General features: G+C 64.1%; 21 protein-coding genes. 11 read left to right on the top strand and 10 right to left on the bottom strand.

Features of this window, described 5'->3' with window-relative positions:
* Nucleotides 1-36: 36 nt before the first annotated feature.
* The 7 genes from ACN9M1_RS08425 to ACN9M1_RS08395 form a co-directional block, all read right to left on the bottom strand.
* Nucleotides 37-1,668 (bottom strand): HAL/PAL/TAL family ammonia-lyase, encoded by a 1,632-nt coding sequence (locus tag ACN9M1_RS08425; protein ID WP_426398755.1) that lies wholly within the window; start codon nt 1,666-1,668, stop codon nt 37-39.
* 90 nt (nt 1,669-1,758) lie between these two features.
* Nucleotides 1,759-2,460 (bottom strand): GntR family transcriptional regulator, encoded by a 702-nt coding sequence (locus ACN9M1_RS08420; protein ID WP_426398754.1) that lies wholly within the window; start codon nt 2,458-2,460, stop codon nt 1,759-1,761.
* A 77-nt stretch (nt 2,461-2,537) separates the two neighbouring features.
* Entirely contained in the window at nt 2,538-3,272 is a 735-nt protein-coding gene (locus tag ACN9M1_RS08415) for an aspartate/glutamate racemase family protein (protein WP_426398753.1), read from the bottom strand.
* A gap of 55 nt (nt 3,273-3,327) precedes the next feature.
* Nucleotides 3,328-4,818 carry an NCS1 family nucleobase:cation symporter-1 gene (locus ACN9M1_RS08410; protein WP_426398752.1) on the bottom strand — a complete coding sequence of 497 codons (1,491 nt, stop codon included), beginning with the start codon at nt 4,816-4,818 and terminating at the stop codon, nt 3,328-3,330.
* Between the two features lie 193 nt (nt 4,819-5,011).
* Complete coding sequence (locus ACN9M1_RS08405) at nt 5,012-5,446, bottom strand: universal stress protein (RefSeq protein WP_426398751.1); 435 nt, start codon at nt 5,444-5,446, stop codon at nt 5,012-5,014.
* An 86-nt stretch (nt 5,447-5,532) separates the two neighbouring features.
* Nucleotides 5,533-6,462 carry a LysR family transcriptional regulator gene (locus ACN9M1_RS08400; protein WP_426398750.1) on the bottom strand — a complete coding sequence of 310 codons (930 nt, stop codon included), beginning with the start codon at nt 6,460-6,462 and terminating at the stop codon, nt 5,533-5,535.
* Nucleotides 6,463-6,469: 7 nt separating this feature from the next.
* Nucleotides 6,470-7,237 carry a hypothetical protein gene (locus ACN9M1_RS08395; RefSeq protein WP_426398749.1) on the bottom strand — a complete coding sequence of 256 codons (768 nt, stop codon included), beginning with the start codon at nt 7,235-7,237 and terminating at the stop codon, nt 6,470-6,472.
* Nucleotides 7,238-7,489: 252 nt separating this feature from the next.
* Here ACN9M1_RS08395 and ACN9M1_RS08390 point away from each other — a divergent pair, with 252 nt between their 5' ends.
* The 4 genes from ACN9M1_RS08390 (at nt 7,490) to ACN9M1_RS08375 (ending at nt 11,965) form a co-directional block, all read left to right on the top strand.
* Nucleotides 7,490-8,188 (top strand): haloacid dehalogenase type II, encoded by a 699-nt coding sequence (locus ACN9M1_RS08390; protein ID WP_426398748.1) that lies wholly within the window; start codon nt 7,490-7,492, stop codon nt 8,186-8,188.
* Between the two features lie 70 nt (nt 8,189-8,258).
* Complete coding sequence (gene aceB, locus ACN9M1_RS08385; protein ID WP_426398747.1) at nt 8,259-9,839, top strand: malate synthase A; 1,581 nt, start codon at nt 8,259-8,261, stop codon at nt 9,837-9,839.
* Nucleotides 9,840-9,950: 111 nt separating this feature from the next.
* Nucleotides 9,951-10,421 (top strand): SRPBCC family protein, encoded by a 471-nt coding sequence (locus ACN9M1_RS08380; RefSeq protein WP_426398746.1) that lies wholly within the window; start codon nt 9,951-9,953, stop codon nt 10,419-10,421.
* A gap of 86 nt (nt 10,422-10,507) precedes the next feature.
* Nucleotides 10,508-11,965, top strand: coding sequence for a DHA2 family efflux MFS transporter permease subunit (locus ACN9M1_RS08375; RefSeq protein WP_426398745.1), 1,458 nt, complete (start codon nt 10,508-10,510; stop codon nt 11,963-11,965).
* A 44-nt stretch (nt 11,966-12,009) separates the two neighbouring features.
* Here the strand turns inward: ACN9M1_RS08375 and ACN9M1_RS08370 are convergent, their stop codons facing one another.
* The gene (locus ACN9M1_RS08370; RefSeq protein ID WP_004626591.1) at nt 12,010-12,279 is read right to left on the bottom strand and encodes an acyl-CoA-binding protein; all 270 of its coding nucleotides are present in this window, start codon (nt 12,277-12,279) and stop codon (nt 12,010-12,012) included.
* 161 nt (nt 12,280-12,440) lie between these two features.
* Here ACN9M1_RS08370 and tsaB point away from each other — a divergent pair, with 161 nt between their 5' ends.
* The 3 genes from tsaB to ACN9M1_RS08355 are packed head-to-tail and all read left to right on the top strand — an operon-like array spanning nt 12,441 to nt 14,505.
* The gene (tsaB, locus tag ACN9M1_RS08365; RefSeq protein ID WP_426398744.1) at nt 12,441-13,178 is read left to right on the top strand and encodes a tRNA (adenosine(37)-N6)-threonylcarbamoyltransferase complex dimerization subunit type 1 TsaB; all 738 of its coding nucleotides are present in this window, start codon (nt 12,441-12,443) and stop codon (nt 13,176-13,178) included.
* Nucleotides 13,175-13,702 (top strand): ribosomal protein S18-alanine N-acetyltransferase, encoded by a 528-nt coding sequence (gene rimI, locus ACN9M1_RS08360; RefSeq protein ID WP_426398743.1) that lies wholly within the window; start codon nt 13,175-13,177, stop codon nt 13,700-13,702. Before tsaB ends, rimI begins: the two co-directional genes overlap by 4 nt.
* Nucleotides 13,699-14,505 (top strand): uracil-DNA glycosylase, encoded by an 807-nt coding sequence (locus ACN9M1_RS08355; RefSeq protein WP_426398742.1) that lies wholly within the window; start codon nt 13,699-13,701, stop codon nt 14,503-14,505. The genes rimI and ACN9M1_RS08355 overlap by 4 nt, the downstream gene beginning before the upstream one ends.
* Nucleotides 14,506-14,551: 46 nt before the next feature.
* Here the strand turns inward: ACN9M1_RS08355 and lplT are convergent, their stop codons facing one another.
* Nucleotides 14,552-15,868: a lysophospholipid transporter LplT gene (gene lplT, locus ACN9M1_RS08350; protein WP_426398741.1), complete on the bottom strand. Its 1,317-nt coding sequence runs from the start codon at nt 15,866-15,868 to the stop codon at nt 14,552-14,554.
* A gap of 659 nt (nt 15,869-16,527) precedes the next feature.
* Between lplT and alr the strand changes: the two genes are divergently transcribed.
* The 4 genes from alr (at nt 16,528) to ACN9M1_RS08330 (ending at nt 20,212) form a co-directional block, all read left to right on the top strand.
* Nucleotides 16,528-17,652, top strand: a complete 1,125-nt coding sequence (alr, locus tag ACN9M1_RS08345; RefSeq protein ID WP_426398740.1) for an alanine racemase — start codon at nt 16,528-16,530, stop codon at nt 17,650-17,652.
* A gap of 68 nt (nt 17,653-17,720) precedes the next feature.
* Nucleotides 17,721-19,091, top strand: a complete 1,371-nt coding sequence (radA, locus tag ACN9M1_RS08340; RefSeq protein ID WP_426398739.1) for a DNA repair protein RadA — start codon at nt 17,721-17,723, stop codon at nt 19,089-19,091.
* 109 nt (nt 19,092-19,200) lie between these two features.
* Nucleotides 19,201-19,680, top strand: coding sequence for a disulfide bond formation protein B (locus tag ACN9M1_RS08335; protein WP_426398738.1), 480 nt, complete (start codon nt 19,201-19,203; stop codon nt 19,678-19,680).
* A 16-nt stretch (nt 19,681-19,696) separates the two neighbouring features.
* Entirely contained in the window at nt 19,697-20,212 is a 516-nt protein-coding gene (locus tag ACN9M1_RS08330) for a DUF523 domain-containing protein (RefSeq protein ID WP_426398737.1), read from the top strand.
* Here ACN9M1_RS08330 and ACN9M1_RS08325 read toward each other — a convergent pair.
* Nucleotides 20,195-21,310 carry a CaiB/BaiF CoA transferase family protein gene (locus ACN9M1_RS08325; protein ID WP_426398736.1) on the bottom strand — a complete coding sequence of 372 codons (1,116 nt, stop codon included), beginning with the start codon at nt 21,308-21,310 and terminating at the stop codon, nt 20,195-20,197. The two genes, ACN9M1_RS08330 and ACN9M1_RS08325, sit on opposite strands and share 18 nt — an antisense overlap.
* Nucleotides 21,311-21,318: the final 8 nt, after the last annotated feature.

Raw genomic sequence — 21,318 nt, 5'->3', positions numbered from 1 at the left:
TCCCGTGAGTGACGCGGTTTTTTTATGGACGCGTGATTACTGGATGTTCTGCAAGACCAGCTTGGCGGCGCGGAAGTCATCGGTCAGTGAGCGGTCCTGGTCAATGAATGGGGCGCGGGCGCGCAACGCGTCGTACAGCGCTTGCGTCGCGGGGGAGAGCGTGAAGCCCGGCGCTTTGCGACGGCGCAAGTCGATGGCTTGCGCAGCCTGCACGGCCTCAATAGCGAGCAGCGCGTACGTGTTGTCGATCTGCTTGCGCACGCGCTGCACGGCGGCCGGCGCGTTGGTGGCCACGTCTTCGATATTGCCAGCCATGGGCAGATAGTCGAGCGACACGGGCTCTGCCAGGGCTTTGGTTTCCATGGCGAGTGCTGTCGCGGGCTTCTCGATTTCTGCCAGAGCCTGCACGGCGGTTTCTGTGCCAAGGAAGCGGGGCAGGCCCGTGAACTTCGTATCGTTGAGCTTCACCACACGTTGCGCAACCGTCAGTCCGTGCTGCGCAAGCGCGATGCCCATCCCTTCAAACGCCAGCACCCAGGGCAGGGGCTCAAAGTTGGCCGACGGGAGGACCGCGCCGCCATCCAGATACCCTTGCGATTCTTGCGCGCGGTTGGATTTCGGCCGCACGCCCAATGCCACACCGGGGTTGTCGTCCGAGCTATTGAGTTGCATGTCGATCAACGACCGCGACGTGGCGGCGGCACGGTCAAGCTCGCCGAGCAGGTAGACGGTGGTGCGATAGCTGAGCGGATCTTGCAGCGGCCGCGCGGCATCATGCGCCCACAGGCTGGAGCCGTCGAGCAGGCGGCGCAAGTCCGCGCCTGCGCGCACGGTCTGCGGGAAAGGGCGCAGCGCCAGCGTATCTTCCAGAAACGGCGACACATTGCCGTTGAGCGCCTGCAGGCTCAACGCGTAGACCTGCTTGGCCACGCGATTGAGATGATCCATCTCGTGCAACGCCAGGGCGGCCATGCCGGCGCTATAGGCATTCGAACTCAGGATCGACAGGCCGTCCTTGCCGAACGGTTGGATGGGCTGGATGTTGGCGGTTTTGAGCGCCTGTGCGGCCGGCTGCTTGCGACCGCCATAGTAGACATCGCCTTCACCCATGAGGCCGATGCCGATGTGGGCCAGCAGGGTGATGTCTGCCTCGCCCACTGAACCCGCAGCCGGCATGGCGGGCGTGACCCCCGCATTGAGCGCCGCAGCGTAAGTCTCGACCACGCTGGGCTGCACGCCCGAGCCGCCCGCCAGCATGCCGTTCAGGCGTGCCGCCATAGCTGCTCGCGTGTCTTCTACCGAGGCATCCGGCCCGGTGCCCATGCCGTGCGAGCGCAGCAGGCCAATGTTGAAGCGCCGCGAGGCGTCGATCACGGCGGGCGTGAGTTGGCCACTGGCGTCGACCATTTCGCGGTCTTTGTTTTCGCCGACGCCGACGGTCAGGCCGTAGATCTGTTGGCCTTGGCGGGCGGCATCCAGCAGCAGCTTGTGCGATTGAGCGACGCGTTCACGTGCAGCCGGGGTGATGCGGACCGGCTCGCCGTGCGCGATACGCGCGATGGCTTCCGGCGTGACATTGCGGCCGTCGAGTTCAACATCTGCGTTGGCGCCCAGCGGGCAGGATGCGGCAATCGACAGCGCCAGGGCTGTGATCGTGCGGGCTTGCATGGTGTCTCCTCCAGAGTGTGTTGGGGGACACATTGTTGGCAAAGCCGCTTAGGAAATGGGTGCCGTTTTGTGGCGCGGCAGGTGAGCGATTCAGGCGCGCTTGAAGATCGATTCGAGATCCAGCGCAGAGGGTGGCGTTGCGCTCAGGTCGAGCGAATGCTCGATGTGCTCCAGGTGTTCGCGCATCAGGCTGTGCGCGCGTGCGGCATCACCCGTGGCAATGGCTTCGGTGAGCGTGTCATGCTCGTGCTCAGGGCAGGCCGGCAAACCGGGGCGGTCATAGAGCGTGATGATCAGGCACGTGCGCGAGACGGCCTCGCGCGTGAGCCGCTCCAGTACGTGGTTGCCGGCCATCTCGGCGATCAGCACGTGGTATTCGCCGGAGAGCCGGATGGTGGCCGCGCGGTCGCCGTGCTCGCGTGCAGCATGTTCGGCAGCGATGTGTTCGCGCAGGCGTTTGGCCTGGGCGGGCGTACATGCGCGCGCCAGCATGGCGGCGAGTTCGGGTTCGATGATGCGACGTGTCTGGAAGACGTCGCGCGCTTCCTTCACGGAGGGCTGCGCGACGAAAGCGCCTTTGTTCGGCACAAGCGTCACCAGTTGCTCATGCGCTAATCGCGCCAGGACTTGGCGGATACGCGGCCTGCCCGCGCCAGTGGCTTCGCACAAACGCTCTTCGACCAGCTTGGTGCCGGCGGGCAATCGGTGCTCCATGATGGCCGTCAGCAGGCCTTGGTAGATGGGCTCGGCAGCCGGTTGGCTGTCGGCGGGTTCCCGTACGGATGCGGGCATGGCGGATGAGCGTGCAGAAGAAAAGCGGGATGGTGCATGGTAGCAAATGCCGAATGTACACACCCCGCCTGGCTGCACTACGCCAGCGCAAACGGTGCCAGCATCCCCGTGTAGGGCTTGGGCAGCGGCTTGGCCCAATCGCCGCGCTTGCTGGTGGACAGCCGCATGCCGACCAGCGCCTCGACCAGTTTCACCGCTGCGACCACGCCGTCGATCACGGGCACGCCGAGTTCGGCACTCAGGTCTTCGCAGAGATCGGCCATGCCGGCGCAGCCGAGCACGATGCAATCGCTGCGGTCCTGCGCGAGCGCATCGCGGCAGGCTCGCAGGATGACGTTGCGCGCGTCCGAGCCGGGTTTCTCCAGATCAAGCACGGGCAAGTCGCTGGCGTGGACGTTGCGGCAGGCATGGCGCATGCCGTAGCGCTCGGCGAGGTGCCACGCCATGCCGCAGGTGCGCTCCAGCGTGGTGACGACGCTGAAGCTGTTGCCGATCAGGCTTGCCATGTGCATGGCGGCTTCCGCAATGCCGATGACGGGGCCATGCGCCAGTTCGCGTGCAGCGTAGAGACCCGGATCGCCAAAGCACGCGATGACGTAGGCGTCAGCGCCATCGCGTTCACCATGGCGGATTTCTTCGAGGATGCCGGGTACGGAGAGCGCCTCGTCATAGTGGCTCTCGATGGAGGCGGGGCCCATGCTCGGGCTGACTGCGCGGATGCGCGTACCCGGTGCGGCCGCAGCCTGGGCGCAGCGGCCGATGAGTGCCGTCATGCTGGCGGTCGTGTTGGGGTTGATGATGCGAATGTCCATGATGTGGATGCTTGGCGTTGGTGCGTGACGTTGGTGCGTGACGTTGGTGCGTAAATTAACGAGGGAAGTCGCCTTGCTTGCGGCTCAATACGGTGTACAGCACCAGCGCGATGCCCACGCCGATGAACCAGCTGTAGTTGGCCAGCACGTGCAGCCGTTCAAAGACCACGCATGCCATCGGGATCAACGCGGACGGGATCATCGTCCATACAGCGGCCGGGTTGTAGCCGTTGCGGAACCAGTAGCGGCCCGTGGGGCGCATCGAATAGAGGTCGTCCACATCCACGTGTTTGCGGCGCACGAAGTAGTAATCCGCAATCAGGATGCCGAACAGCGGGCCGATGAACGCGCCCAGCACGTCGATCGTGTAATGGATCACCTCGGGGTTGTTGTAGAGATTCCATGGCGTGATGAAGATCGACGCCACCGCAGCGATCATGCCGCCCGTACGCCAACTGATGTGCTGCGGCGCCACGTTGGAGAAGTCGAACGCTGGCGAGACAAAGTTGGCGACGATGTTGATGCCGATGGTCGCGATCATGAACGTCAACGCGCCGATGACCACCGCCGTCACGTGGTCGATGCGCGCCACGATGGCCACCGGGTCGGAGATCAGTTCGCCAAATACCGGCAGCGTGGCCGATGTGGTGATGACGGTCAGCAGCGCAAAGCCCAGGAAGTTGATCGGCAAGCCCCAGAAGTTGCCACGCCTGACCGAGGTGAAATCCTTGCCGTAGCGGGAGAAATCCCCAAAGTTGAGCATCGGGCCGGAGAAGTACGACACCACCAGCGCGATCCCGCCGAGGATCACCGGCACCGCATCCCAGCCTTGGTATTTGAGGAACGAGAGCGTGAGGTTGATGTTCTCCCAGCCTGCCTTGTGCACCAGCCAAAGGGCCAGGGCGATCATCACCACGTATACCGCCGGGCCGGCCCAGTCGATGAACTTGCGGATCGATTCCATGCCGTGCCAGAACACAAACGCCTGCAGCACCCATAGCAGCATGAACGCCGCCCAGCCGAGCGTCGACAGGCCGACAAAGCCGTGCTGCGTGACATCCGCATACGGCGCGAGCTGCGGCATGAACTTCAGCGCCAGCACCAGGAACGCGCTCGACGCCAAGTACGTCTGGATGCCGTACCACGCCACCGCAATCAGCCCGCGGATGATGGCCGGAATGTTGGCACCCAGCACCCCAAACGACGCCCGGCAGATCACCGGATACGGTGTGCCGGTGGCCTGACTCGGCCGGGCAACGAGGTTGCAAAAGAACTGCACGATCACGATGCCGACTAGCAGCGCAAACAGCACCTGCAAGCTGGAAAGGCCCAACGAAAACAGGCTCGCAGCGGTCAGATACCCGCCCACGCTGTGCACATCGGACATCCAGAACGCGAAGATGTTGTAGCTGCCCCAGGTTTGCTTGCGTAGCGGGGCGAGGTCTTCATTGGTGAGCCGCGGGTCGTACTGCGGCTTGAGGATGACGTGGGGGTGCGAATCAGGCGGATGCACCGCGGGTGCCGCCGAAGCGGTGGTCGTGGTCATGCTGTCTCCTTGGTCCTTATGCCGGTTTCAAACCGTGCGGTCATTGTGCGCAAATCTGTACACATGAATATTTAGTTTTGTGTACAAAGTTGTATGCATCGACAAGCCAAGAGTCAAGGACAAAAAGAAAGCCGCCTCGAAAAGGCGGCTGGGCGGGCGATGCGGACGCGGCGCGATGCGGCCGGATGTGAAGCTAGCGATACACAATCACGGGAATCTCGGTGTGGGTCAGTACCTTCTGCGTTTCGCTGCCAAGCAGCAATCCGGCGAGCCCACGCCGGCCATGCGATGCCATGAAGATCACATCGCAGCCATGGCGCTCGGCCGCGTCGATGATGCCCATGTAGGGCACGGCAAAGCAGCTCATGTCGGTGTCGCACTCGATGCCGGCGCCGCGGGCGGCGTCTTCAACGTCCTTGAGTACCACGCGCGCCTGCGCCTCCACGCGTTCCTTGAAGGCCTGCGGGGTCTCCACGACGATCTCGGAGAAGGGCGTGTACGGATATTCCTCCAGACACGTATAGGCCGTCAGGCGCGCGCCGAGCGTCTTGGCAAAGTCGAGCGCGCCTGCCACCGCCTTGCGCGACAGTTCAGAACCATCGGTCGGGATGAGGATGTGCTGAAACATACGGCCTCCAAGGGATGAGAAACGCGCAGGGGTGCGTTGTCTTGATTGTAGGCCGCACGCCATGCCCCACCCACTCGGGGTGATGGCTAGTCCATTCCGATGAGGGCATCTGCGCGGCGCCAGTACGCCGGGTTGCCGTACGTATTCTTCAGGAAATCAATGAACAGCCGCACGCGCAATGGCAAGTGCTTGCGCTGCGGAAACACCGCGTGGATGCCGATCGGCGGCGCTTCGAACGCATCGAGCACCGTCACCAGTTTGCCCGTGGCGATGTCGTGCCCGACTTCCCACCACGAGCGCCACGCCAGGCCATGGCCTTGCAGGCACCACTCGCGCAGCACCGCGCCGTCCGTGCATTCCATGGTGCCCGATACCTTTACGGTGACGGCCTTGCCGCCTTGCTGGAATGCCCAGCCGCGCTGCACGTTGGCGCTCGCGCCGAAGGCCAGGCAGTTGTGGCTGGCGAGATGCTCCACCTGAGTGGGCACGCCGTGGCGTTCCAGGTAGCTTGGCGCGGCCACGACCACGCGGCGGTTCTCCCACAGGCGGATCGACACCAGGCTGGAGTCGGGGAGATCCCCGAGGCGGATCGCGCAGTCGAACCCTTCGTTGACGAGGTCAACCACGCGGTCACCCAGGTCCAGCGTCATGGATACATCCGGATGCGCCTCGATGAAGTCCGGCACCATCGGCGCGACGTGGCGGCGGCCGAAGCCCGCCGGCGCCGTCACGCGCAGGTGCCCGCTGGCCTTCACGCCGCCGGCGGAAACGCTGGCCTCGGCGTTGTGCAGGTCGTTGAGAATGCGCTGGCAGTCTTCCAGAAACGCCGAACCCTCGAACGTCAGGGTGATGCGCCGCGTGGTGCGCACGAGGAGCTTCACGCCCAGGCGCTCCTCCAATGCATCGATGCGGCGCCCGATGATGGCTGGCGCCACACCCTCGGCCGCAGCCGCGGCAGACAGGCTGCCGCGCGTCGCCACGGAGACAAACGTTTCGAGCTGCTTGAGTTGAGCCATGCTGATCTCAGTGCTGCGGGGTGGGACACTCCCGCGATATCGGTGTCTTGCGCGATGTCTTGCGCCAGCGCCACCGCGCGAAGCCGATCTCCACCGCAGCCAGGGCGAGCCAGAACAGGCAATGCAACCCGACACCGCGATAGAGCGAAACAAAAAACACGTGCATCCGCTGGGCTAGCACACGCACAACAAACTCCCCATCGGCTAACGTTGCCAGCGACTGGCTCAGTGCAATACGCGTGGTCTGCGCATCGATATGGGCGAGCTTTTCCAGTTGATGCGCCAGCACGTCCTTGATGGTTTCGCGGAAAGCGTGCGCACCCAGCACGACTGCGCCAGCGGCAGCCAGTTTGCGCAGCGCGCCGTCGGTCAGTGCGCCCGGCGTTTGCGCTGCTCCGTCGATGGCGGCGTCCGCCACGCCTTCGATGGAAACGGTCGACAACTGCGGATTCTGATCAAGCAGTGCCTGCAGTTGAGGCCGTGCGGTGCCCAGTGCTTGCTGCGTAAAGGACCGGATGGCCGGGCGCGCCGCTTGCAGATGGTCCGTTAGCGTGTTTTCCACGCACAGCACCAGCGCGGCCTGCATCGCAAACAGCGCGAGCACCGCAGGCAGGTAGACGAAGTACAGCCGCGCCGCCCAATGTCCGGCGCGCGTCTGACGACGCAGCAGCCCAGCGCGGTGCAACAACCATGCTGCCAAGACGCCGAACGTCAGCCCGGCGACCAAGGCGAGCACGCCATACAGCGCAAGTCGTGCAACCGGGATGAACTGCACGACTGACCAAAATTGTGTCCACAACGACATGGGATGGAATGTATCGGAAAGCGCGGATAGTGACGAATATAAAGGTTATCACTCGTCATTCGTTGGGTAAAAGTTAAAGATCAAGTGACCATTGCCGTCTTTGTGCAGCGCGTCAGCTTTTCTAGAATGAGCCTCGTTGCGAAGGTCGGAGAGGCGTTCTGCCGGGTGGAACACACCAGAACAAGCAGGGTGCACGATCTTCGGGTCCGTGGAGCTGGCTCAATGTCTTCGATTCGCGCGGTGGTCTTCGATGCCTATGGCACGTTGTTCGACGTGTATTCCGTGGCTGCGCGCGCCGAGCAACTCTTTGTCGGCAAGGGGGAGGCACTGTCGGTGCTCTGGCGCGACAAGCAGATCGACTACACGCGCATTCGCTCGCTGGCAGGTCCAGCGGGGGAGCATTACAAGCCGTTCTGGGACATCACCGTTGATGCGCTGCGCTATGCGGCGGCCCGCCTCGGCGTCGAGCTGTCCGCTCATGACGAAGCCACGCTGATGCGCGAATATGCGTGCCTGTCGGCGTTTCCCGAGAACGTGCCTGCACTGCGTCGCCTGCGCGAGATGGGGCTGCCGCTGGGCATCCTCTCCAACGGCAACCCGCAGATGCTCGACATTGCCGTGAAGAGCGCGGGCATGTCGGGGCTGTTCGATCACGTACTCTCTGTCGATGCGGTCAAGCTGTACAAGACCGCGCCGCAAGCCTATGCGCTGGCGCCCCATGCCTTTGGCGTGCCGGCGGAACAGATTCTGTTTGTGTCGTCCAACGGCTGGGATGCCTGCGGCGCGACGTGGTACGGCTTCACAACCTTCTGGATCAACCGCCTGGGGCATCCGCCCGAGGCGCTCGACGTGGCGCCCACCGCGGCTGGCCACGACATGCGGGACCTGCTTCAGTTTGTACAGGCAAGACAATTGACTTAATCGGTCCAACCATAGGACCAAAGTCAGAAAAAACGCGTTCAACCCTCACATCATCCTCTGGAGAACAACCATGGCGCTCACGCTGCCTCAAGGCATGGAGATCAAGGCCGAGATCCTGCCGGCCTACGAAGACATTCTGACCCCCGAAGCACTGACGCTGGTCGCCAAGCTGCACCGTGCCTTCCAGCCGCGTCGCAAAGAGCTGCTGGCTGCCCGCGTTGCGCGCGCCAAACGCCTGGACGCCGGCGAGCGCCCGGACTTCCTGGCCGAGACCAAGGCCATCCGTGAAGGCGACTGGAAGGTTGCCCCGATCCCGCAGGCGCTGCACTGCCGTCGCGTGGAAATCACCGGCCCCGTGGACGCCAAGATGGTCATCAACGCGTTCAACTCCGGCGCGGACAGCTACATGACCGACTTCGAGGATTCCAACTCGCCCAACTGGCACAACCAGATCCAGGGTCAGGTCAACCTGAAGGCCGCCATCCGCCGCACGCTCACGCTCGAGCAGAACGGCAAGACGTACAAGCTCAACGACAAGATCGCCACGCTGCAAGTGCGTCCGCGCGGCTGGCACCTGGACGAGAAGCACGTGCTGATCGACGGCGAACGCGTCTCCGGCGGCATCTTTGACTTCGCGCTGTTCCTGTTCCACAACGCCAAGGAGCAGATTGCTCGCGGCGCGGGCCCGTTCTTCTACCTGCCGAAGATGGAAAGCCATCTGGAAGCGCGCCTGTGGAACGACATCTTCGTGATGGCACAGAACGAGATCGGCCTGCCGCAAGGCACGATCAAGGCCACCGTGCTGATCGAAACCATCCTCGCCGCGTTCGAGATGGAAGAAATCCTGTATGAACTGCGCGAGCACAGCGCGGGCCTGAACGCCGGCCGCTGGGACTACATCTTCTCGTGCATCAAGAAGTTCAAGGTCGACAAGAACTTCTGCCTGGCCGATCGCGCCAAGGTGACGATGACCGCGCCGTTCATGCGTGCCTATGCGCTGCTGCTGCTCAAGACCTGCCACAAGCGCGGCGCGCCCGCCATTGGCGGCATGAGCGCGCTGATCCCGATCAAGAACGATCCGGAGAAGAACGCCATCGCCATGGCCGGCATCATCGGCGACAAGAAGCGTGACGCGACCGACGGCTACGACGGCGGCTGGGTGGCGCACCCGGGTCTGGTCGAACCGGCCATGAAGGAATTCGTGGCCGTGCTGGGCGACAAGCTGAACCAGTTCGAGAAGCAACGCCCGGACGTGGAAGTGAAGGCCGCCGACCTGCTGGACTTCCAGCCGGAAACGCCGATCACGGAACATGGCCTGCGCATGAACATCAACGTCGGCATCCACTACCTGGGTGCCTGGCTGGCCGGCAACGGTTGCGTGCCGATCCACAACCTGATGGAAGATGCCGCCACCGCTGAGATCTCGCGCTCGCAAGTGTGGCAGTGGATCCGCTCGCCCAAGGGCAAGCTGGAAGACGGCACGAAGGTCACGGCCGATCTCGTGCGCAAGCTGATCCCGGAAGAATTGGCCAAGGTGAAGGAGACGGGCGCGGTGGGCCACTTTGACCGCGCTGCAGTGATCTTCGAACAGATGTCGACGTCGGAAGACTTTGCGGAATTCCTGACGCTGCCGCTGTACGAAGAGATCTGAAGCTAAGCGACGCTTAGGTCGCAATGGAAACGCCGGCTGGGGCAACCCGCCGGCGTTTTTTCATTTCGGCGCTGCCGCGCGATAATGTCGGAAAATCTTGCGGAGGCCGCTTTGCGCTTTGAACACCTGGTGGAAGTCAACGATCCACTGAACCCCCTCATCGATACGCTCACCCTGAACCAGATCTGGCAAGGCCTGGTGCTGCGCGTGCGAGAACAGACCGAATTCGTCGAAAGCCTGGACGAATGCAACATCACCGCCGAAGGCGACGGCTGGGTCGAGCGTGAACTTGTCTTCGGCAAGGCGCGCATCCAAGACCGCGTGACGCTGGAACCGCACAAGCGTGTGACCTACACCACGGCCGCTACCGGGGAACACGCCGGCGGCTCGCTCACCATGACGATCGAGTCGAACGACGCGAACAGCACGTTCATCCGCTTCGTCTACGACACCACGCTGCCCAACGCCGATGAAACCGGCGACACGCGCTACGCCGAGATCGTCAAATCCGCCTACCGCGAATCCGACATCGATACGGTGCGACGCATCCGCGAGATTGCTGCTACCGGCCGTCTCGGCTGACGTATCCCACCCGGCCGGCGCTGGAGGAGGCGCTGGCCGGGTTTGCTCGCCCACATAGTCGTCTCACACAGCACTAGAACGAGACCATGACGACATTCACGCCCACCCTGGAGGCCCTGCGCGCGCGTTACGGCGAGCGCTTCAAGTGGCTCGTGCTCTTCACGCTGATGGTGGGCGCGGTGTCGTCCGTCATTTCGGCCACGATCGTCAACGTGGCGATTCCCGATCTGAGCCGGCATTTCGTGCTGGGGCAGGAGCGGGCGCAGTGGGTGTCGGCCAGCTTCATGGTGGCGATGACCTTGTCGATGCTGCTCACGCCCTGGCTGCTGCTGCGCTTCGGGCTGCGGCGCACGTTCATCGGCGCGCTGTTGCTGCTGGGTGTAGGCGGGTTGGCCGGTGGCTTGTCGCCCAATTACGGCGTGATGATTGCCATGCGGGTGGTGGAGGGCGTTGCCGCCGGCATCATGCAGCCGCTGCCCAACATCCTGATCCTGCGCGTATTTCCTGAGCGCGAGCAGGGCAAGGCGTTCGGCCTGTTCGGCTTTGGCGTGGTGCTGGCGCCAGCTGTCGGCCCGAGCGTGGGCGGCTTTCTCGTCGAGCTGTTCGGCTGGCGCTCGATCTTCTTTGTTGTGATGCCGTTCACGTTGATTGGCTGGGCGATGGCGCGGCGTTTCATGGCGATCAACTCGTCGATGGCGGGCGAGCCCAAGCCGCTCGACTGGCGCGGTCTGCTGCTGATCGGCGCCGCGACCGTCTCGCTGCTCAACGGGCTGGTGGCGCTGCATAGCGATACCGTGCACGGCGCGGTGCTGATGCTGATCTCGGCCGTCTGCGTGGCGGGGTTTGTGTTCTGGCAGCGGCGGGTGGAATCACCATTGCTGGATCTGCGACTCTTCAGCTACCGGCAGTTTGCGATGGGCGCGGTGGTTGCCTTCATCTATGGGGCAGGGTTGTACGGCTCGACGTATCTGGTGCCGGTGTACATGCAGGTGGCGCTGGCATATGCGCCGTCGCGCGCGGGGTTGGTGCTGCTGCCCGCCGGGCTGGTGCTCGCCGTGACGATCATGCTGGCCGGGCGCCTGACCAATCGCATCGAGCCGTTCCGGCTGGTGTCGTTCGGGCTCGCCGCGCTGGCGGCGTCCTTCTTTCTGATGGCAACCAACACGCGCGCCACGAGCTATCTGCTGCTGATCGCCATCGCCATCATCGGGCGCATCGGGTTGGGCTTCGTGCTGCCGTCGCTCAGCCTGGGCGCCATGCGTGGCGTCGATTTCACGTTGATCCCGCAGGGCTCCAGCGCCGTCAATTTCCTGCGGCAACTCGGCGGGGCGATCGGCGTGTCCGCCACGGGGATTTTCCTGCAATGGCGACTGGCGACACGCGGCATCGAGACGGTGCACGGCGCAGCGGTCGACCCCGAAGCACGCATCCTCGCTTTCGACGAGACCTTCATCTTTCTCGGTACGCTCTGCGCGCTGGCGGTGGTGGCCGCGTGGCGCATGCGCCGGCGCGATATGCCGTCCGCCATTCCCGCCGCGCAATAAAAAACCGGGCGCTGGGCCCGGTTCTTCGACTGGCGATTCGACGATCAGGTCGTCGCGCCGCTCTTCAGCTCTTCGACAAGGTCGATGTACTTCTGCTTCGCCTCGTCTTGCGAGGTGCCTTTCAGGCCTTCCCACGCTTCAAACTTGTAGCGGCCGACGATGTCGGTAAAGCCCGGCTTGTCGCCGTGTGCGTCGCCTTCGGCGCCTTGCTTGTAGAGCGCGTACAGGCGCAGCAGCGTCATGTTGGCAGGGCGCTCGGAGAGGCCCTTGACGTCGATTTGGGCTTGGTCGAAACGGGCTTGCAAGTCGCTCATGATGGTTCCCGGCTGAAATCAATGGTCTGGCGATGATAGCGCCGGGGTCGCGCGGTCGTGCCGTTTGAATTCGAGGATGGCTTCGGTTTTCCGTTTGGTTTCGGGGTGAGCGGGTGCCGGTTTGGGCGTTCAGCCGCCACACCAGCCGGTACAATGCCGCCATGCCTTGGATTCTCGCTTTCGATACCTCCACCGAGTTCTGTTCCGTCGCCCTTGGTGACGGCACGCGCACGCTGTTCCGCCATGAACACACCGGTCCGCGCTCAAGCAGCCGCGTGCTGCCAGCGGCCGCTGAGTTGCTGGCCGAGGCGGGCATCGCCCTGGCCGATTGTGCCGCGATTGCCTTTGGTGCCGGCCCGGGCTCGTTCACCGGCCTGCGCACTGCGTGCGGTGTGGCGCAGGGTTTGGCGTTTGGCGCCGACCTGCCGATCGTGCAGGTCAATTCGCTGGTTGCCTGTGCTGAGCAGACGCGTGCGACGCTCCCCGTCGGTACAGCCGTGACCGTCGCGCTCGATGCCCGCATGGACGAGTGCTATTGGGCCAGCTTTATCCCCGTCGATGTCGCGCAGGATGCTTCTGGCTGGCACGCGTTGTCCGCCATTCAGGTGAGTGGGCCGCAGGGCGTGGCAGCACCGCCGCAGCCGTATTGGCTGGCCGGCAACGCCGCCGCGGTGTTCGGTGACCAACTGAGCATTGCGACCGGTGCGGCCGCCGTGCTGCCCGAAGTCGCGCCGCATGCGCGCGAGATCGTGACCATCGGTCTACGCCTGCTGGCCGCGGGGCACACGGTGCGCCCGGAAGACGCAGCGCCGCTCTATGTGCGCGACAAGGTGGCGCTCACCATTGAAGAGCGGCAAGCCGTGCAGCAAGCCAAAGCCGCAACAGGTGCGCAGCCATGAGCCTGATCGACAGCGCGCTCGCCAGCGTCATCACGCAGACACCGCTGCCGGCGGGCTGGCGTGCGGAGCGTATGACCGCACTGGACGTGGCTGGTGTCGCCGCTGTGGAGCAGACGGCCTTTACGTTTCCGTGGTCGCGCGGCAACTTTGAGGATTCGCTCAAGTCGGGCCACCTCGGCATCGTGTTGCGCGATGGCGGCAACGAGGTCGCGGGCTACCTGATCCTGATGCCCGTGGTCGACGAGATGCACCTGCTGAATGTGACCGTCGCGCCCACGTGGCAACGGCAAGGTCTGGGCCGTTGGCTGCTGCGTCTGGCGGTGGCGCTCACGCTGGTGCACGGCTTCGGGAGCTTGCTGCTCGAGGTGCGACCGTCCAATACCGGCGCGATTGCGCTGTATCGCCGTGTCGGGTTTGCCGAGATCGGGCGACGCAAGCGCTATTACCCGGCCGAGAACAACACGCGGGAGGATGCGGTCGTCATGCGCATCGCCTGCGAAGCCAGTGGGGTGGAAGCCGCATGAATCGTCGATCCCGCATGCTGGAAGCGCTGGGCGTTTCCACCGAATGGACATTGCGCGGCGCTGAGCCGGCTATGCTGGAGACCGTCGAGGTTGCCGTGGCCGAACCGCCGGTTGCGGTAGAGGTTGAGGCGGCCGCTGCCGCTGCCGTCGTTGTGGCCGAGCCTGTCATTGCGCAAGTCGAAGCGCTCGCCGCAGAGGCTCCGTCTGATACGGCTATCCCCCGGGCCCAGCGCATCGCCGCGTTCGACTGGGCGGAACTCGAAGCTGCCGTTTCCAACTGCACGTCCTGCAAGCTGTGCGAGCGCCGCACGAATACCGTCTTTGGCGTGGGCGATCGGCAGGCGGAGTGGATGCTGATTGGCGAAGCTCCTGGCGAGAACGAGGACAAGCAAGGCGAGCCCTTTGTCGGTCAGGCTGGCAAGCTGCTCGACAGCATGCTGCGTGCCGTCGGCCTGTCGCGCGAGAAAGGCGTGTTCATCGCCAACGTGCTCAAGTGCCGGCCACCGGGGAACCGTGACCCAGAGCCGGACGAGGCTGCGATGTGCGACCCGTATCTCAAGCGTCAGATTGCGCTGGTCAAGCCGCGCATCATCGTCGTGCTGGGTCGTATTGCCGCGCAAAACCTGCTGCAGACGCAGACGCCCGTGAGCAAACTGCGTGGCAAGGTGCACGAGGTGGAAGGCGTGCCGGTGGTGGTGACGTATCACCCGGCGTATCTGCTGCGCACGCTTACCGACAAGGCCCGTGCGTGGGAAGACCTTTGCCTGGCGCGCAAGGTCTATGCGGAGCGCGGCGGCCAGTAAGCCGCATTCGCCTGACGGGGCGGCTGCCCCTGCCGCAGTTGATCAGTCAGTGGTGCTTGTCTTCGCCGATGAGGGCGGCGGTGTGGAATACGCGTTCGTTCCGGCGATGGCGTTGCATGACCAGCGCCATTGTCACGCACACGAAGATGCCGAACGAGACGATCACCACGCCCACCGACACATTCAGCTTGATGAGCAGAGCGTACAGGCACAGCATCAACAGCACCGAAACGTTCTCATTGAAGTTCTGCACGGCGATGGAGTGACCGGCCGAGAGCAGTACGTGCCCGCGGTGCTGCAGCAGCGCATTCATCGGCACAACGAAGAAGCCCGACATGGCGCCCACCACCATCAGGAACAGGTAGGCGATCAGCATGTACAGCGGCAGTTTCATCTCGCCGATGTGGAAGGTGACCTCGGGAATCGTGTGCTTCGTGTAGAACGCCATCAGCATGACCACCACGCCCATCGCCACGCCCACGGGCAGCACGTCGAGCGAGCGGCGCAGCGGTATCTTCACGGCGGCGGCCATGGCGCCGGCAGCCACGCCCACGGCAACCACGGCCTGCAGGATGGCGCCTTGTGACAGGTTCAGCTCCAGTGATTGCTCGGCCCACTTCAGCACGATGAATTGCAGCGTGGCGCCTGCACCCCAGAACAGCGTCGTCACCGCCAGGGAAATCTGGCCCAGCTTGTCGCGCCACAGGGCGTTGAAGCAGTCGGCAAATTCTGCAACGAGACGTACCGGGTTCTTTTCCTGCTGCGGGTAGCGTGCGCCGGTATCGGGAATGCGCATGTTGAACAGCGCCGCGATCAGGTAGATGGCCATGATCACCAGCATGGCCGCTTCGGCTGGCGTGTCGATGCGTTCCAACCCGGGAATGTCGAATGACAGCAGCCACGTCGACACATGCTTGGAGATCAGTGCGCCGCCCAGCACGGTGCCGAGGATGATGGAGCCGACGGTCAGCCCTTCGATCCAGCCATTGGCGGCAACGAGTTTTTCTGGGGGGAGGAGTTCAGTCAGGATGCCGTACTTGGCTGGTGAATACGCTGCTGCACCAAAACCGACCACGCCATACGCCAGCAAGGGGTGCAGGCCCGTCAACATGACGCCGCAGCCCAGCAGCTTGATGGCATTGGTGATGAGCATCACCTTACCCTTGGGGCGGGAATCGGCAAACGCACCCACGAAGGCAGCAAGCAAAACATAAGACAGCACGAAGAACAGCTTGAGTAGCGGCGTCATCCACTGCGGGGCGTGCATCTCTGTGAGAAGGGCGATGGCGGCGATCAGCAGCGCATTGTCGGCGAGCGACGAGAAAAACTGCGCCGCCATGATGGTGTAAAAGCCCTTCTTCATACCTTCGAATTCGTCCCCGTAGACCGCGGTGCCATTCCTGTCTTCGCGACGTGTCGGCAGCGAGCCGGCATTCGGAAGCTTCCCCCTGGGGTAGCCGGCCATGCGGCGCATCGGCTGACCGGCCGAGCAGCGCACACGCGCGCGATTGCGGCATCCATGCCGGTGCCCGCGCGGGCTCCCCTTGCTGTGGTTCCCTGGCGCGGGGCCCGATTCATGCTGCAAGGCAGGCATCGCCGGACAACCGCGGGAATCTTCACTGACAGGCGTCCGGGACATGCGTTCCGCCCGGTGCGGGTTTTGTTTTCGCCTGGTTGCATGTTCAAACCGGATGTGACGCCGCTTGTAACGTTGTCGCGTAAAGAGAAGTGGTCATTGCCCAACTTTCCTTATGCAGCCAGCGCATCACGTCGGTGTTCCCATGCCTAAATTGAACGGCTTTATATCATGAAACTTGTGCCCTCCCGGTGACGCCGAAACACTTTCTTTTGAGCGACCCCGCCGGGAAAGCGCGAACCACCGGGCGCGCTGTGGTCAAATAGAACGTTCGTCGCGAGGGGCCGGGCGCATCCGTTTGGCCCAATCGCGTGCTTATTGCATTGCAACATCGACCTCGCGCTACAAGCGCACTTGTCGCTCCCACGTTCTGCAGGTTTGTCGTCATGCCAAGACCTATCCAAGCCGTCATCCACGGCTCCGCACTTGCCAATAATCTCCAGGTTGCCCGCCGCCACGCGCCCAATTCGCGCGTGTGGGCGGTCGTCAAAGCCAATGCCTATGGGCACGGTATTGAGCGCGCGTATGAAGGGCTGCGCCAGACCGATGGCTTTGGCCTGCTCGACCTGGACGAGGCCGTTCGCCTGCGTCAACTCGGCTGGCAGGGGCCGGTTCTGCTGCTCGAAGGCTTCTTCAAGCCGGAAGATCTTACGATCGTCGAGCAATACCGCCTGACCACGACTGTCCACAACGAAGAGCAACTGCGCATGCTGGAACTGGCGCGCCTGAAAGGGCCCATCAGCGTGCAACTCAAGATCAACACGGGCATGAGCCGCCTGGGCTTTGCGCCCGCTGCCTACCGTGCCGCCTGGGAGCGTGCCCGCGCCATCTCGGGCATCGGCACCATCGTCCATATGACGCACTTTTCCGATGCGGATGGCCCGCGCGGGATTGATCACCAGATCGCCGCGTTTGAGCAGGCCACGCAAGGGCTGCCCGGCGAAGCATCACTTTCCAATTCCGCCGCCACGCTGTGGCACCCCAAGGCGCATCGGGACTGGGTGCGCCCGGGTGTGATCATGTATGGCGCCTCGCCAACGGGTGTGGCCGCCGATATTGAAGGCACCGGCCTGATGCCCGCCATGTCACTCAAGAGCGAACTGATCGCCATCCAGGACCTGCAGCCGGGCGCAACGGTGGGCTACGGGTCGCGCTTCAAGGTGGAGCAGCCGATGCGCATCGGCATCGTGGCGTGCGGTTATGCCGATGGCTACCCGCGCCATGCACCGGGCTGGGACGGCAACCATACGCCGGTGCTCGTCGATGGCGTACGTACGCACATCGTGGGTCGCGTGTCGATGGACATGATCACAGTGGACCTGACCAGCGTGCCCGAAGCGCGCGTCGGTACGGCGGTCACGCTGTGGGGCGAAGGCTTGCCCATCGACGATGTGGCGCAAGCCTCGGGCACCGTGGGTTATGAGTTGATGTGCGCCTTGGCGCCGCGCGTGCCGGTGGTGGTCGAGCCTGTTAGCACTTCAGGCGCCAGCGAACTGGGCAAGGCCGCGTAAGCGCAGCACCGTCATTAGAAAATCAAACGGCAGCCGCCGCTCGTGCGGCGCCGTCAGCAGGGGGTTGTTTGGCCAAGAGCAAGACGGTCTATACGTGCACCGAGTGCGGTGGCACGGCACCGAAATGGGCGGGGCAGTGCCCGCATTGCCAGCAATGGAACACGCTGGTGGAAACCGTGGCGCAGCCGACATCCGGCGCGGGCGCGCGCTTCCAGTCGCTGGCATTGAGCGCGACCGTGCGCAAGCTGTCGGACATCGACGCGGTGGACGTGCCGCGCTTCTCCAGCGGCATCGACGAATTTGACCGCGTGCTGGGCGGTGGCCTGGTTGGCGGCGGTGTGGTGCTGATCGGCGGCGATCCGGGCATCGGCAAATCGACGCTGCTGCTGCAGGCGTTGGCCAACCTGTCGGCCACGCGCCGCGTGCTGTATGTGAGCGGCGAAGAATCCGGCGCGCAGATCGCGCTGCGTGCGCATCGCCTGGGCATTGAAAGCGACAGCCTGGCGCTGTTGGCGGAGATTCAGCTCGAGCGCATCCAGGCGACCATCGAGACGGAGAAGCCCGAAGTCGTCGTCATCGATTCCATTCAGACGCTGTACTCGGAGGCGCTGACCTCGGCGCCGGGCTCTGTGGCGCAGGTGCGCGAATGCGCGGCGCAGCTCACGCGCATCGCCAAGCGGCTCGACGTGACGACCATCCTCGTCGGCCACGTGACCAAGGAAGGCGCGCTGGCGGGCCCGCGCGTGCTGGAGCACATCGTCGATACGGTGCTGTATTTCGAGGGCGATACGCATTCGGCCTACCGGCTGGTGCGCGCGTTCAAGAACCGCTTTGGTGCCGTCAACGAATTGGGCGTGTTTGCGATGACGGAGCGCGGGCTGCGCGGGGTGGCCAACCCGTCGGCGCTGTTTCTGTCGCAGCATGAGCAGGTGGTGCCGGGCTCGTGCGTGCTGGTCACGCAGGAGGGCACGCGGCCACTGCTGGTGGAAATCCAAGCGCTGGTGGATACGGCCAACGTGCCGAACCCACGTCGCCTGGCGGTGGGGCTGGAGCAGAACCGCCTGGCGATGCTGCTGGCGGTGCTGCATCGCCACGCCGGCATTGCGTGCTTTGACCAAGACGTGTTTCTCAATGCCGTGGGCGGGGTGAAGATCACCGAGCCGGCGGCCGACTTGGCGGTGTTGCTGGCGATTCATTCGTCCATGCGCAATAAGCCGCTGCCACGCGGTCTGGTGGTGTTTGGCGAGATCGGCCTGGCCGGAGAGATTCGCCCGACGCCGCGCGGCCAGGAGCGGCTCAAGGAGGCCGCTAAGCTGGGTTTCTCGATCGCCGTCATCCCGAAAGCCAATGCGCCGAAGCAGTCGATTGATGGGCTGGAGGTGATTGCGGTTGAGCGCATTGAACAGGCGATTGACCGGGTGCGGGCGTTGGAGGCTTGATCCTTCAAATATTTGCAACGGTGTCGCTGCTGCCATTGGCAATGCGCGTGCCGTTGCAGTGCGATAATCCGCCAACTTTTCTCCGTGACTCTTCTGACCTGACGCCGCTATGCAAGCCAATTCGCGCGCCTTTTTCCTGCTGATTGCCGTGATCGCCTTCGGGCTGGTCGGTTATGCGCTGTACCTGCAACACGTCCAGGGGCTACAGCCTTGCCCGCTGTGCGTGCTGCAGCGGTTTGCGTTTGTGGGCATCGGCGTGTTCTCGTTGCTGGCGGCGTTGTCGTCGGCCACGCGGTTGCTGTGGCATGGGCTGGGCATGCTGTCCGCGCTGGCGGGCATTTGCGTGGCCGGGTATCACGTGTCGCTGCTGCTGAACCCCACGGCGACGTGCGGTATCGATCCGATCGAAAACTGGGTCAACGCGCTACCCACGGCGAAGTGGTTGCCGCAGGTGTTTGAATCCGACGGTCTGTGCACGGCGCCTACGCCGCCGATCTTTGGGTTGTCGATTCCGGCGTGGTCGCTGGTGTGGATGGTGATTCTGGCCCTGACGCTGGTGGTGGCGATGATCCGCCGCGAGCGTCGCTAAGCCGGAGCCGTCAACCATGCAACGCGTACTGGTGAGCGCCTGCCTGCTGGGCCAGCCGGTACGTTACGACGGCGGCACGGTCGTCACCGAAGGCGGCATTCTGGCGCGTTGGCAGATGGAAGGGCGCATCGTGCCGATGTGCCCCGAGATGGCCGGCGGTTTGCCCGTGCCGCGCCTGCCTGCAGAAATCCATGGCGCAGGTGGTGGTGCAGCCGTATTGCAAGGGATGGCTCGCGTGGTCGAGCATCACGGCCATGATGTGACCGAAGCCTTTGTACAGGGTGCGCAACGAGCCCTGGAGGCTGCGCAAGAAGCCGGTGTGCAAGTCGCCGTACTCACCGAGCGCAGCCCATCGTGTGGTTCCGCATTTCTCTACGACGGAACGTTTTCCAGCCAACTGCAACCGGGTGAGGGCGTCACTGCCGCGCTGCTGCGTCAGCACGGCATTCGCGTGTTCAGCCAGCATCAATTGGAAGACGCCGCACGCCTGCTGGACGCGTTGGAACGCGCCGGATCAGTCGCTAAACCGTAGCGGCAGGGCGAGCTGCACTGGCTCGCCATTCTCCTGGATCACGCTGTTGCGCTCGACAAAGAGCGGGTGTTGCATCGCCTCTTCCATGCGCAATACGGGCGTGACACAGCAATCGACCCCGGCAAAACGTGCAACCCATTCGGCCTGGGTGGCGGTAAGGAACAGCGCGCCGAGTTCCGTGCGAATAGCGCAGGCCTCCTTGCCGCCGATGCGCTGGCCGAGCGCCCAGTGCCGGTCTTTCCATTCAGGCTTGTCGAGTACGTCGCACATCGTCTGCCAGAACTTCAACTCCAGCGCGCCGACGGCCATGAAACGGTCATCTGCTGTGCGATAGACCCCGTAGCACGGCACGCCGCCGTTGAGCAGGTCGGTGCCGGCGGGGCTTGCTTTGCCATGTGCGCCGACGGCAAAGAACGCCATGAGATTGTGCGCGAATACGGAGTCCGTCATCGATACGTCGATGTACCGGCCGCGACCGGTGGCGCGTGCATCGACCAGCGCAGCGAGGATGCCGACCACCGCCGTCAACGCACCACCTAGCAGGTCGCCGATCTGTACATTCGGGACGATGGGCGTGCCATCAGCGCTGGCCAGTTGGTCTAGCATGCCCGCGTAGCCGACGTAGTTGATGTCGTGGCCGGCTGCTTGCGCGAGCGGGCCGTCCTGGCCGTAGCCGCTGATGGAGCACATCACGAGCGCCGGGTTGGCCGTGCGCAGCGTGTCCCAGCCGACGCCGAGACGCGCCATCACGCCGGGGCGGAAGCTTTCGATCAGCACATCCGCATGGCGCACGAGTTCAATCAGGGCTTCGCGGTCTTCAGCAGCTTTCAGGTCGAGCCGCATTTCGGTTTTGCCGCGATTGAGCGCGCGGAAGAACAGGCTCGGGCGTTCGGCCGCGCGGTCGGCGGCCGAGCGCAGCATGTCGCGGGCGTAGTCGCCGGGGCCGGGGTCTTCGATCTTGATGACTTCGGCGCCGAGGTCGGCCAGGTGGCGCGTGGCGGCGGGGCCGGGTAGCAGGCGCGTGAGGTCGAGCACGCGTACGCCGGCCAGTGGTTGGTGCGTGGCGCAGGTTGTGTCCGGCGGCGAGGGGGATGTCATTCAAGCGT

The organism is Ralstonia sp. R-29 (assembly GCF_049913345.1).
Taxonomy (GTDB): Bacteria; Pseudomonadota; Gammaproteobacteria; order Burkholderiales; family Burkholderiaceae; genus Ralstonia.
This window is presented reverse-complemented; position numbering and strand designations above follow the sequence as displayed.